General features: G+C 62.1%; 11 protein-coding genes. 8 read left to right on the forward strand and 3 right to left on the reverse strand.

The window, feature by feature from the left end:
- The first annotated feature begins 5 nt into the window (after positions 1 to 5).
- Genes PH256_RS02645 through PH256_RS02675 form a run of 7 tightly spaced genes read left to right on the forward strand, consistent with a single transcriptional unit; the run spans position 6 to position 7,304 of the window.
- On the forward strand, positions 6 to 1,964 hold the full coding sequence (locus tag PH256_RS02645; protein ID WP_270912873.1) for a V-type ATP synthase subunit I: 1,959 nt from the start codon (positions 6 to 8) through the stop codon (positions 1,962 to 1,964).
- A gap of 42 nt (positions 1,965 to 2,006) precedes the next feature.
- Entirely contained in the window at positions 2,007 to 2,465 is a 459-nt protein-coding gene (locus tag PH256_RS02650; RefSeq protein WP_270912874.1) for an ATP synthase subunit C, read from the forward strand.
- Between the two features lie 35 nt (positions 2,466 to 2,500).
- Positions 2,501 to 2,809, forward strand: a complete 309-nt coding sequence (locus PH256_RS02655) for a V-type ATP synthase subunit F (protein ID WP_087180443.1) — start codon at positions 2,501 to 2,503, stop codon at positions 2,807 to 2,809.
- A 37-nt stretch (positions 2,810 to 2,846) separates the two neighbouring features.
- Positions 2,847 to 3,440, forward strand: a complete 594-nt coding sequence (locus tag PH256_RS02660; RefSeq protein WP_087183257.1) for a V-type ATP synthase subunit E — start codon at positions 2,847 to 2,849, stop codon at positions 3,438 to 3,440.
- A gap of 11 nt (positions 3,441 to 3,451) precedes the next feature.
- Positions 3,452 to 5,209 (forward strand): V-type ATP synthase subunit A, encoded by a 1,758-nt coding sequence (locus tag PH256_RS02665; RefSeq protein WP_270912875.1) that lies wholly within the window; start codon positions 3,452 to 3,454, stop codon positions 5,207 to 5,209.
- A gap of 28 nt (positions 5,210 to 5,237) precedes the next feature.
- Positions 5,238 to 6,662: a V-type ATP synthase subunit B gene (locus tag PH256_RS02670; protein ID WP_058965870.1), complete on the forward strand. Its 1,425-nt coding sequence runs from the start codon at positions 5,238 to 5,240 to the stop codon at positions 6,660 to 6,662.
- Positions 6,663 to 6,695: 33 nt separating this feature from the next.
- Positions 6,696 to 7,304: a V-type ATP synthase subunit D gene (locus PH256_RS02675; protein ID WP_164474961.1), complete on the forward strand. Its 609-nt coding sequence runs from the start codon at positions 6,696 to 6,698 to the stop codon at positions 7,302 to 7,304.
- Positions 7,305 to 7,578: 274 nt separating this feature from the next.
- Here the strand turns inward: PH256_RS02675 and PH256_RS02680 are convergent, their stop codons facing one another.
- Positions 7,579 to 7,800: a hypothetical protein gene (locus PH256_RS02680; RefSeq protein ID WP_270912876.1), complete on the reverse strand. Its 222-nt coding sequence runs from the start codon at positions 7,798 to 7,800 to the stop codon at positions 7,579 to 7,581.
- A gap of 15 nt (positions 7,801 to 7,815) precedes the next feature.
- On the opposite strand from PH256_RS02680, the gene PH256_RS02685 reads away from it, so the two are divergent.
- On the forward strand, positions 7,816 to 8,013 hold the full coding sequence (locus PH256_RS02685; protein WP_270912877.1) for a hypothetical protein: 198 nt from the start codon (positions 7,816 to 7,818) through the stop codon (positions 8,011 to 8,013).
- 113 nt (positions 8,014 to 8,126) lie between these two features.
- On the opposite strand, the gene PH256_RS02690 is transcribed toward PH256_RS02685, so the two are convergent.
- Both PH256_RS02690 and cysS read right to left on the reverse strand, forming a co-directional pair.
- A complete protein-coding gene (locus PH256_RS02690) occupies positions 8,127 to 11,090 on the reverse strand; it encodes a phospholipid carrier-dependent glycosyltransferase (RefSeq protein ID WP_270912879.1) in 2,964 nt (987 codons plus the stop codon).
- Between the two features lie 252 nt (positions 11,091 to 11,342).
- Positions 11,343 to 12,743 carry a cysteine--tRNA ligase gene (gene cysS / locus PH256_RS02695; RefSeq protein ID WP_270912880.1) on the reverse strand — a complete coding sequence of 467 codons (1,401 nt, stop codon included), beginning with the start codon at positions 12,741 to 12,743 and terminating at the stop codon, positions 11,343 to 11,345.
- Between the last annotated feature and the right edge of the window lie 159 nt (positions 12,744 to 12,902).

Consider the following 12,902-nt stretch of genomic DNA (forward strand, 5'->3'; position numbering starts at 1 on the left):
ACACCTTGGCCATTGAAAAAATGAAGCTGGTTCGGGTGGACGGGCTGCTGCCTCAGCTGGACGAGCTGATCGCAGCCTGCTGCCTGAACGGCGATTTTCACCCGGAGCCCGCGGTGCAGCACATGTCCGGCTCGCTGGGCTATGTGACCCTCAGCGAGGACAACCCCTACGCCCCGGACGTGCAGCAGATGGAGGAGCTGTTCCGGCTGGCCGGGCAGACCGAGCTGCCCGCCGTCACCGGCAAGCCCCGCCACATCCGGGACGAGGAATTCGAGCTGGTACATCAGGTGGCCCGGCAGCTGCAGGACCTGGCCGCCGAGCGGGATGCACTGGTGGAGGAGAAAAGCAAGCTGGCCCAGCAGCGGGACCAGTTCGCCCACTTCTCCGGGCTGGACGTACCGCTGGAGGACATTCTGGGCTGTGAGTATATCAAAATTCGGTTCGGTTTTCTGCCCAAGGCCAGCTACGCCCGCATGACGGTGGCCTACGCCGAGAACCCCCACGTACTCTTCGTCACCTGCGGCGAGGAGGCCGCCGGGTACTGGGGCCTGTATTTCACCCCCCGGGAGACCGCTGACGAGATCGACGGCATCTTCTCCACCCTGTTCTTCGAGCGGCTGCATCTGCCCGCCGCCACCGGCACCCCGGCACAGATCGTGAGCCAGCTGGACGCCCAGATGGCCGAGCTGGACAAAAAGCTGGAGGACGTGGCCCGGCGCACCGCCGATTACTGGGCCCAGGAGGAAAAGCCCCTGGCGGATATCTACCGCCAGCTGAAATGGCACCAGAGCGTATTTGATATGCGCCACTACGCCGCCTGCCGCGACAATTACTTCTTCTTCGTGGGCTGGGTGCCCGCCGACAAGGCCCCGGAATTCGAGAAGAAGGCAAAGGCCATCCCCCACATGCGGGTCACGGTGAGCGATCCGGGCGAGGTGGAGGAATCCACGCCGCCCACCCTGCTCAAAAACCCCTGGTTCGTGCGGCCCTTCGAGATGTTCGTGGACATGTACGGCCTGCCCAGCTACGGCGAGATGGACATCACCGCCTTTGTGGCCATCACCTTCACGGTGCTGTTCGGCATCATGTTCGGCGACCTGGGCCAGGGCGCGGTGCTGGCCATCGGCGGCTTCGCACTGTGGAAGTGGAAAAAGATCGGTCTGGCCCGGCTGGTGGTGCCCTGCGGCATCTCCAGCATGGTGTTCGGCTTTTTGTTCGGCTCTGTCTTCGGCTTCGAGGAGGCGCTGAACCCGGTGTATGAGGCCCTCGGCTGGAGCGGAAAGCCCATCAGCTGGTGGCCCGGCGCTCCCCATTCGGTGCTGGACACCGCCGCCATCAACCCCATTCTGATCTGTGCCATCTTCATCGGCGTGGCCATGGTCTTCCTGGCCATGCTGCTGCACGTATATGCGGCGGTGCGCAAAAAGCACTGGGGCGAGGCCATCTTCTCCAACAACGGCCTGGTGGGCATGCTGGTGTACGCCGCCGGTGTTTCGCTGGTGAGCGGCTTCATGAAGGGCCCCGTCTTCCTGCCGGGCAGCGTGGCGCTGGTCATCCTGGTGGCAGGCCTTGTGGTGCTCTTCTTCCAGGAGGTGCTCATCGGTCTGGTGGACCATCATCCCCACTGGAAGCCGGACAGCTGGGCCGACTACTGCATGCAGAATGTGTTTGAACTGCTGGAATACGTGCTGAGCTATTTCAGCAACACGGTATCCTTCCTGCGCGTGGGCGCCTTCGTCTTCGTGCACGCGGCCATGATGATGGCCATCTTCAGCCTGGCGGGCGACCCGCCCAACATGATCGTGGTGGTGCTGGGCAACGCCCTCATCATCGCACTGGAGGGCCTGCTCTCCGGCATTCAGGGCCTGCGCCTTGAATTTTACGAAATGTTCAGCCGCTGCTACGAGGGCGGCGGCCACCCCTTCCGGGGCGTGGACCTGACCAAGAAGGCGCAGCAGGGCTGATTGCCTGCCGCCTTTGAGATAGTTATTTGGAGGTAATGATCTATGAATCCCGTAATCACCGCTCTGCTCGTTCTGCTGCCCCTGGCCCTGATCATGGGCTGCGCCGCTTATCTGGCCAAACGCTCTGCCACCGGCATGCCGGTCAAGCGCACCCTGGCCCTCAACCTGAGCTGTTTTCTGGTCGTTCTGCTGATCGCCGGCTGCTTCGCCTTCGCGGTCAGCGCTGAGGACGCCGCCACCACCACCGCCGTGATGACCGCCGCCGAGAAGGCCGCCAGCAACGAGAGCATGGGCCTTGGCCTGCTGGCTGCCGCGCTGGTTACCGGTCTGGCCGGCATCGGCGGCGGCCTGTCCGTTGCCGCCGGCGCTCCTGCCGCCATCGCCGCCGCCAGCGAGGACCCCAAGAGCTTCGGTAAGAGCCTGATCTTCGTTGCTCTGGGCGAGTCCATCGCGCTGTACGGCGTGGTTATCTCCATTCTGATCCTGAACAAGCTGGTCTGACCCGGCGGTTTGATAACCCGAAGGGAGGGCAGACCATGCGGTTTTACCTGATCAGCGACAATACCGATACCCAGACCGGCATGCGGCTGGCGGGCATCGAGGGCGTGGTGGCCCACCAGGCCGACGAGGTGACCGCCGCCCTGGACTACGCCCTGGCTCAGCCGGACGTGGGCATGATTCTGGTGACGGAAAAGATTGCCGACGATTTCGAGGCCATCGTGAACGAGGCAAAGCAAGCCCCGGACGCCCCGCTGATTCTTGCCATTCCGGACCGGCACGGCTCGGCCCTGGGCAAGGATCGCATCACCCGCTATGTGCGGGAGGCCATCGGCGTGAAGATTTGACCCGAGGGCCGTAAACCAACCAAAAGAGGTGTAAGCCATGATCGACGAAAACGAGCGGGCCGCGCAGTTTCTGCAGGCCATCCAGCGGGACGCCGAGCACCGGCGCAGCGAGATCGTGAAGGCCATCGACGCCGAGACCGCTGCTGAGCTGGAAAAGAAGCGGACCGAAGCGGAGAAAAAGGCCGCCCGTATGGAGGAATACGAAACCCAGCGCGCCACCGAAAACGCCAACCGGCTGCTTTCGCAGAGCGTGCTGGACGCCGGGGCGGAGCTTGCCCGCCGCCGGGGCCAGATCGCGGACGAGGTGTTCTCGGCCTGCGAAAAAGAGATCGAAGCCTTCGTGAGCAGCCCGGACTACGGGCCGTTTCTGAAGCAGAACGCCGCCGGGCTGCTGACACTGCTGCGGTGCGACACCGCCCAGTTCTTTGCCCGGCCCCAGGACCTGGAGCTGGCCCGGCAGAACCTGCCCGCCGGCTGCACCGTGGAGGCGGACGGTACCATCCGTCTGGGCGGGCTGCGCGCCCGCGCGGGCAGCACCGAGGCGGACGACACGCTGGACATGCGCATGGAGAACCAGAAGGACTGGTTCCTGCGTTCCTGCGGCATGTCCATCGCGCTGGAACAGTTGTGAGGTGAAGGGAATTGGCAGAAAATCGCATCTATAGCATCAACGGCCCGGTTGTGACCGTGCGGGGCAAAACCGGGTTTTCCATGATGGAGATGGTGTATGTGGGCGAGGCCCGGCTGGTGGGCGAGGTGATCCGCCTGAGCGAGGACGCCGCCACCATCCAGGTATACGAGGAGACCGGCGGCCTTGCCCCCGGCGAGCCGGTGTATTCCACCGGCGGCGCGCTGGCCGTGACCCTTGGCCCCGGCATCCTGCGCAACATCTACGACGGCATCCAGCGCCCGCTGCCCGCTCTGGAAGAGCTGAGCGGGGCCTTCATCGGCCGCGGCTGCTCCGCCCCCGCGCTGGACGAGACCGCCCGCTGGGACGTGACGGTGCTGGCAAAGCCCGGCGACCGGCTCACCCCCGGCCAGATCTACGCTACCTGCCCCGAGACCCCCGCCATTGAGCACCGGTGCATGGTGCCGCCCAATGTGTCCGGCACCGTGACCTGGGTGGCCGAAAACGGCAGCTACACCGTGAACGACACGGTGGTAAAGCTCACCGACGACCGGGGCAACGAGCGGGTGCTGACCCTGTGCCAGAAATGGCCCATCCGAATCCCCCGCCCTGTCTCTCGCCGGATGCCCGCCCAGCGGCCGCTGATTACCGGCATGCGGGTGGTGGACACCATGTTCCCCATCGCCAAGGGCGGCGCGGCGGCCATCCCCGGCGGCTTCGGCACCGGCAAGACCATGACCCAGCACCAGCTGGCCAAATGGTGTGACGCGGACATCATCATCTACGTGGGCTGCGGCGAACGCGGCAACGAGATGACCCAGGCGCTGACCGAGTTCAGCGAGCTGATCGACCCCAAGACCGGCCGCCCGCTGACCGACCGCACCGTACTGATCGCCAACACCTCCAACATGCCGGTGGCCGCCCGCGAGGCATCCATCTACACCGGCATCACCCTGGCGGAATACTACCGGGACATGGGCTACCATGCCGCCATGATGGCCGACTCCACCTCCCGCTGGGCCGAGGCTCTGCGCGAAATCAGCGGCCGTCTGGAGGAGATGCCCGCTGACGAGGGCTACCCCGCCTACCTGCCCAGCCGTCTGGCCCAGTTCTACGAGCGCGCAGGCTATGCCCAGGCGCTGTGCGGCCAGGAGGGCTCTGTTACCGTAATTGGCGCGGTCAGCCCCCAGGGCTCCGACTTCTCGGAGCCGGTGACCCAGAACACCAAGCGGTTCACCCGCTGCTTCTGGGCGCTGGACAAGGCGCTGGCCTACGCCCGCCACTACCCTGCCATCAACTGGAACACCAGCTACAGCGAGTATCTGGGGGATCTGTCCCCCTGGTACTACGACAACGTGGGCCCGGACTTCATGCAGTGCCGCGAGCGCATTGCCGGTCTGCTGCTGCAGGAGACCAGCCTGATGGAGATCGTGAAGCTGATCGGCTCCGACGTGCTGCCGGACGACCAGAAGCTGATCATCGAGATCGCCCGCGTCATCCGCGTGGGCTTTTTGCAGCAGAACTTCTTCCACGACCAGGACACCTATGTGAGCCTGGAAAAGCAGCTGAAAATGATGCGGGTGATCCTGCATCTGTACGAAAAGAGCCAGGTGCTGGTGGCAAAGCAGGTGCCCATGAGCCGGGTGCTGCGCACCGGCCTGTTCGACAAGCTGGTCAAGATGAAGTACGACATCCCCAACGACCACCTGGAGCTTTTCGACGATTATACCGCCGAGATCGAGCAGAAGATCGGCGAACTCATGCGCCCGTGACCGGCGCCGGAAAGGAGAGATTTGTACCATGCTCTTAGAGTATGTTGGCCTCAGCCAGATCAACGGCTCGCTGGTGATTCTGGATGGGGTGAAAAACGCCAGCTACGACGAGATGGTGGTGCTGCGCCTTGACGACGGCAGCCAGCGCATCGGCCGCATCGTGATGATCGAGGGCGAAAAATGCGTGATTCAGGTGTTCGAGGGAACCACCGGCTTCTCGCTGAGCAACACCCGCACCACCCTGACCGGCCATCCCATGCAGGTGGACCTGAGCCCGGAGCTGCTGGGCCGCACGCTGGACGGTCTGGGCCGCCCCATCGACGGTCTGGGCGCCATCTACCCGGAATGCCGCCGGGACGTGAACGGCGCGCCCATCAACCCGGTGAGCCGGGTCTATCCCCGCAACTACATCTGCACCGGCATTTCCGCCATTGACGCGCTGACCACCCTGATCCGCGGCCAGAAGCTGCCCATCTTTTCCGGGTCCGGCATGCGCCACAACGAGCTGGCTGTGCAGATCGTAAAGCAGGCAAACGTATCCGACGGCGAGGATTTCGCCATCGTGTTCGCGGCCATGGGCGTGAAGAACGACGTGGCGGATTATTTCAAGAGCTCCTTCGAGGCCGCCAACGTGATGGACCGGGTAGTCATGCTGCTGAATCTGGCGGGCGACCCCATCGTGGAACGTATCATCACCCCCAAGGCGGCGCTTACCATCGCGGAGTATCTGGCCTTTGATCTGGGCAAGAACATTCTGGTCATCCTCACCGACATGACCAGCTACTGTGAGGCTCTGCGGGAGTTCTCCTCCTCCAAGGGCGAGATTCCCGGCCGTAAGGGATACCCCGGCTACCTGTATTCCGACCTGGCCAGCCTGTACGAGCGGGCGGGCATCGTGAAGGGCAAGAAGGGTTCCGTGACCCAGATCCCCATTCTGACCATGCCCAACGACGACATTACCCATCCCATTCCGGACCTGACCGGATACATCACCGAGGGCCAGATCGTGCTGGACCGCAATCTGGACGCCACCGGCGTGTATCCGCCCATCAGCGTGCTGCCCAGCCTGTCCCGTCTGATGAAGGACGGCATCGGCAAGGGCTACACCCGCGAGGACCACAACCCGCTGGCCAACCAGCTGTTCGCCACCTATGCCCGGGTGCAGGACGCGAAGGCTCTGGCCAGTGTCATCGGTGAGGAAGAGCTTTCGCCCAGCGACAAGCGGGTGATGGAATTCGGCCGCGCCTTTGAGGAAAAATTCGTTGGCCAGGGCAACACCAGCCGGACCATTGAGGAGACGCTGGATCTTGGCTGGGAGCTGCTGAGCATGCTGCCCAAGGAGGAGCTGGACCGTGTGGACCAGGTATTGCTGGACCACTACTACAAGCCCAAAACCGACCCGAAGCAGCGGGAGCTGGGCCTGCGCCGGGCCTTCCATGACGACGCCGAGTAACCGGGCAGATAGACCCAGAAAGGAGGCCTTGTTTTGGCGCAGCAGATATTCCCCACAAAAAGCAACCTGATGGCGCAGCAGAAAAGCCTTGCGCTGGCCAGCCAGGGCTACGAGCTGATGGACCGAAAGCGCAACATTCTGGTGCGCGAGATGATGCAGCTCATCGACCGGGCCGCCGCCATTCAGGATCAGATCGCCGCGGCTTATGCGGAGGCCTATGCTGCTCTGCAGCTGGCCAATGTGACCCTGGGCGTGGTATCGGGCTTTGCTCACACGGTGCCGGTGGAAAACGGTCTTTCGCTAGACTGGCGCAGCGTGATGGGCGTGGAGCTGCCCATGGTGAAGCTGGAGGAGACCGCGCCCCAGAGCCTGTATTACGGCTTAGGCGGGACCAACAGTCAGCTGGACGAGGCATACCGCAAGTTCTGCCAGGTGAAGAGGCTCACGGTGGAGCTGGCCGAGGTGGAGAGCAGCGTATACCGTCTGGCACAGGCCATTCAGAAGACCCAGAAGCGGGCCAACGCTCTGAGCAACATCATGATCCCGCAGTTCAATTCCAACATCAAGTACATCACCGAAGTGCTGGAAGAAAAAGAACGGGAAGATTTCTCCCGCCTCAAAGTTATCAAATCTTCTTTTTGACGGACTCGATCGGTAACGGGGTGCGGTACGTTTACGTGTACGCACCGGATTTTCCTCAGCAACGTACGCTAACCCCCATAGGGCGTCCCCGACCATTGACAGAATGCAGTACCCGATATATGCCGGGTATTCTTCAGCGAAATACTCCAGCTGGCTTTTGGCGGACTCTCCCGGTTCTTGGCCTGGTTCCAAGGGTTTGAAACAAAATCCCTTTCTTCCCCGCCAGGATTGCAATCCAGTTCGTTGAATTAAAATCAAAAATTACTTCGAGTGTTTAAAATTCGCACATTGCACCTCGCCCTCTGGGGCGGGGTGCTTCTTTGTGTGTGTATATCTTCTTGGATATCTTATTGGGTATCTTATATTGCTCTTCCGGTTTCGTCACTTTCAAGTGCTGCATCCGGCGCATGGAAGGATCGAAACTGACGTTTCCATCTTTCAAATCTGTAACATGGAAGTGACGCATCGGGCACAGGGATTTCGGCATGGAACGCATGGTTGTTTTCCTCCTTTGGTTCTGTTGAAATTTCCGGGAACAAACGGACAGAAAAAAACGGCGGCGCATGGCAAAATAAAAGCCATACGCCGTCGGTTTTTTATTTGTTCCAGTTTATATGATAGCACAGGCGGAACCGGGCTTGCCAAGGGTCAAAACAAAGGTTTATCCGGGCTTTTCAACGAAAATCCGGGTAAATCTACACTTCAATAAGCCTGCCCTGGTCGAGTCCGTTAATGGGTGTTTGCGTATTTTGCTGAGGAAACCCCGGTGCGTACACGTAAACGTATCGCACCCCGCTAACGTTCGAGTCCGCTAAAAAATCGTTAAAAAAACCAAGAGGGGAGCCAGCGGGCAGAGATGATCCAGGTTTCAGATACCGGGATACCGGTCACCGCCGGGTAGAACCAGAGGAACACCACTGCCGCCGCAACCAGAACACCCAGGGCGATTCTACGCGCAAGCTGCGGCCGGTCATGATCCAGCTTGGACAGCATCAGGACAAGCCCCGCCACCGCAAACCACAGGCTGGGGAAATAATGATACAGGAAGGTGCACCGGGTCACCAGCACCCAGGGCAGCAGCTGCGCCAGATACAGCACCAGCACGCTTCCCTGCGCCCGGCAGGCCCGTCCGCTGATCTGCCGCCAGACCAGCACACACAGCCCGGCCAGCGCCGCCCACCATACGATGGGATTGCCCATGCCCGCAATGGTCCCTCGCATCTCCGCAGGCAGCCCGCTGGCGGAATAATACCATACAGGGCGTAATAACAAAGGCCAGGTATACCAGTTGGATTCGTACGGATGGGTGCTCTTGAGCTGGCTGTGGTAGTTGAACATGGTCAGCTGGCACTGCCACCACTCGCCCAGGCTGAAGCCGCCTTCCCGCCACCAGTAGGGCAGATAGGCCGCGATGTAGATGATCAGCGGAACCAGCACGAAGAAGAGCACGCCGCCCACCAGGGCCACGGCCAGCTCCCGGCCGAAGTTCGGCTTCTTCTGCCGCCAGCGGGCCCACAGCACACCGAAATACAGCACCGCCAGCCCGGCCCCGGCGTAAATACCGGTCCACTTGCTGGCCGCGCCCAGGCCAAAGGCAACTCCTGCCAGAGCCATGGGCAGGATGCTCTTGTCCACACCTCTGGTCAGCACGCTCTGGCAGTACCAGAGCATGAAATAAGCCCCCAGCAGGATAAAGAAAGTGCCGTAGATGTCGATGGTGGCAATCCGGCTCTGGGCATAGCGCATCAGGTCCAGCCCGGCCAGAAGGGCCGCAAAGCCCGCCCACCGGGGCGACCGGGTGAGCCGCCGCACAAAGAGATACAGCACCGGCACCAGAGCGATGCCGAACAGCGCCCCCGCCACGCGCCAGCCGAAGCCGGTCATGCCGAACACCGCAATGCCCAGCATGATGAACACCTTGCCCAGCGGCGGGTGGGTGGTCTCGTACACCGGCATGCCGTGCAGATGCTCGTAGGCGGTGCGGCCGTGATAGATCTCATCAAAATACATGCTGTTTTTGTAGCTGATGGTATCCGGCACCTGGGCCTGCTCGTCGAACAGTGCCCCGCTCTCGCCGATCACGGTTAAGCACTCGCCCGCATCGTTCTTGAAGGCCAGCTCCATCACGCTGGCATCGGTGAGGGTAATGGTATAAGTCTCGTTCGCGGTGACCGGCAGGGACAGCCAGTGGAACACGTTGCCGTAGTCCAGCGTCTGGTTCACCAGCTCGGTGCCTCGGCTGTCGGTCACGGTGAGCTGGCCGTTCCAGTTGATCTCCGGGTAAATCCACAGGCTGGAGGCCTCGCCCTCCACCTGCACGGTGTAGGTCCTGGTCCCCTGCACCACCTCCGGGTTCTGAGGCGCGGTGAAGTCGCCCAGGTTGGTCAGACTCACCACACCCACCAGAAGGGTGCCCGCCAGCAGCCAGAGCAGCTCCGGCCGGGTCCAGCGGGGCTGGGGTGCAGGCGCGGTGATGGCAGGCTCCGGGGAGGGCTGCAGCGCACAAATCTTCCCGCCACGGCACAGCCGCAGGCAGGCCAGCCAGACCATCACGGTGCCAACCAGATTAGCCAGACTCACCACTGCAATCATCACCCGGGCGGTGTCGCTGGTGAGGAACTGATCCTCGGTGCCGTTGGAGGCCAGAACCAGCGCCAGATTCAGCAGGGTGGACATGCTCAGCACCGCCGTGCCCGCCAGCAGCTTGCGGTCCGCCCAGCGGGCCACCGCCGCCAGCAGCAGCGCCAGCGCCGGAATCAGGTACCGCTCGTGCATCCGGTGACTCAAACAGAAGATGGCCGCACCGTAAAAGCCCGCCAGCAGCATGGGGCAGAACCGGCCGCTGCGCACGCTCGCCCAGACCAGATACAGCATGGCGGCGGTGGCGATCAGGATGCCCACAGTGCCCAGCATTTGCCAGGTAATGGGCGTGCCGAATATGCCATCGGTCTGCATGGTCCAGTTGCCGCCCAGCAGGGTGATCAGGTTAAAGCCGTTCACGCTGGCATAGGGGTAGCTGGATACGGTGCCGGTGTACTTTTCCACCAGCCAGTCCATGGGCTGATCGCCCCAGAAGGGCAGCGCAAAGGCCAGCACCACTGCCACGGACAGAACCGCCCCCAGTGCCGCGCGACCCACTGCCCTGCCCCGCTCAGCCGCCGGGCCGGTGAACAGGGGCAGCGCAAAGCAGACAGCCAGCACCGGCCCGAACAACAGGGCCTGGGGCTTCATAGCAAGCGCCAAACCGTAAAGCAATGCAGAAGGCAGGTATTTTTTCCGGCTCAGCAGCCAGAACACCCCCACCAGGCAGAGGGCGGGTACGCTGTCCACCTGCTTCCAGACGGCGGCATCATACAAAAAGGCCGGGCAGAAGGCGACGAGCGCCGCAATGAGCATGGCCCGCTTTTCGTTCAGATGGGTGCGGGCGATGTGCCAGACGAGGGCGGTGAGGCCCACATCGCACAGGATGGGCACGCTGCTGAGCAGCAGCACAAAGCCCTTGCCGCTCACATTCATGCCCAGCAGCTTGCCCAGGCTGCCCAGCACCCAGAGCACCAGCATGTAGCCGGGGGGATAATCCGCAAAGTAATCCGGGGAATAGAACTGGCCCGGACCCAGGTCCGCCAGGCGCTGGGCCCAGGCGGTGAAGCAGGCCACGTCGGTGGAATAGCCCTCGGTGACCAGGGTCAGCCCGATGCGCAGCACAGCGGCGCAGACCAGCAGCACCAGTAGGCCGGCAGGCAGGCGCCGGGCATTCCGGCGGGCATATGATTTGGCGTTTGCCATGATCTCTCTCCTTTGCACACGCACGGCGCACCGCGCGGGGATGGTCTATTCAAATAGTAGACGCTCTTATGTTCAGTATAGTCAAAACCCGCCGCCCATTGCAAGGGGAAGGGTGTGGTTTTCCTGTGAAAACGAAAAAAGAATACAAAGACTGGTACAAAAAAGCCGGGTGCGGTGAAGCCCTCACCACACCCGGCGAAACGTCGGATTGCAGAGCTGCTCCGTTTTAGAGCAAGCCCAGCATGTGATATTTTAAGAAATTTTAGACACCTTGGGGCCCTGAGCGGTGTCCTCCACCTGCCAGCCCATCTCGGTGATCTGGGCGCGCAGTGCGTCGGCAGTGCCCCAGTCCTTGGCCTTCTTGGCTGCAGCGCGGCGTTCCACCAGCTCCATCACCTCGGCAGGCACCTCGTTGGTCTTGCGGTTGTACAGCAGGCCCAGCACGCCGGTCAGCTCATCGAACACCTCAGCGGCATTGGTCAGCGCAGCCTTGGAGGCATCCTTGCCCAGAGTGTTGATCTCCTTCACCAGCTCAAAGATGGCGGCCAGAGCATCCGGGGTGTTCAGATCGTCGTCCATGGCGGTGTTGAACTTGGTCTTGGCGGCGGCAGCCTTCTCAACCAGCACATCGCTGCCGGTCTCGGCGGCGTTCTTGATGAGGAAATCCAGATTCTCACGGCAGGTGTACAGCCGCTCCAGGCTGGCCTTGCAGGACTGGATCAGCTCCACAGTGTAGTTCAGAGGCATGCGGTAGCCCGCGGTGAGCAGGAAATACCGAATGGGCTCGTAGCCGTAAACATCGGCAATCTCGCGCACGGTGAAGAAATTGTTGGCGCTCTTGCTCATCTTGTGGTTGTCGATGTTTAAAAAGCCGTTGTGCATCCAGTAGCGGCTGAAGGTGCAGCCGTTGGCGCACTCGGACTGGGCGATCTCGTTCTCGTGGTGCGGGAAGATCAGGTCCTGACCGCCGCAGTGCAGGTCGATGGTCTCGCCCAGATGCTTGCGGGCCATGGCGCTGCACTCGATGTGCCAGCCGGGACGGCCGGGACCGTAGGGGCTTTCCCAGGCGGGCTCGCCGGGCTTGGCAGCCTTCCAGACCGCGAAATCCGCCGGGTCCTCCTTCAGGTCGTCGTCCATCTGGCTGCGCAGCTCCCGGTTGCCGCTCTCCAGATCCTCCAGGTTCAGGTGGCTCAGCTTGCCGTACTCCTTGAACTTTCTGGCCCGGAAATACACGTCGCCGTTCTTGGCCACATAGCCGTAGCCCTTTTCGATGATGTCGGCCACGATGCCCAGAATCTCGTCGATGTGCTCGGTGGCGCGGGGACGCACGCTGGGAGCCAGCACGTTCAAGCCCTCGCTGTCCTTGATATACTCGGCCTCATAGCGGCGGGCGACCTCCTGCATGGGAACGCCTTCCTCCTGGCCCTTTTTGATCAGCTTGTCGTCAATGTCGGTGATGTTGGAAACGTAGATCACCTTGTTGCCCTGGTACTCCAGATAGCGGCGCAGGGTGTCGAACACCACCATGGGCCGGGCGTTGCCGATGTGGATGAAATTGTACACGGTGGGGCCGCACACATAGATGCGGTACTCGCCGGGCTTCTGCGGGATGAACTCCTCTTTTTTGCGGGTGAGGGTGTTAAAAATCTGCATACTGCTTCGCTCCTTGCTCTGCGCAACGGCCCCCATGGCACGGCGCAGTTTCAATGGTATCATTATACCAGCCTTTGGCGGTTTACGCAACGGCGGGCCGGACCTTTTGGCAAAAACAAAACGCCCGGCGATCCGCAGATCGCCGGGGCGCGTTTGTAC

The sequence above is a fragment of the Allofournierella sp. CML151 genome (genome assembly GCF_027853465.1).
GTDB lineage: Bacteria > Bacillota > Clostridia > Oscillospirales > Ruminococcaceae > Allofournierella.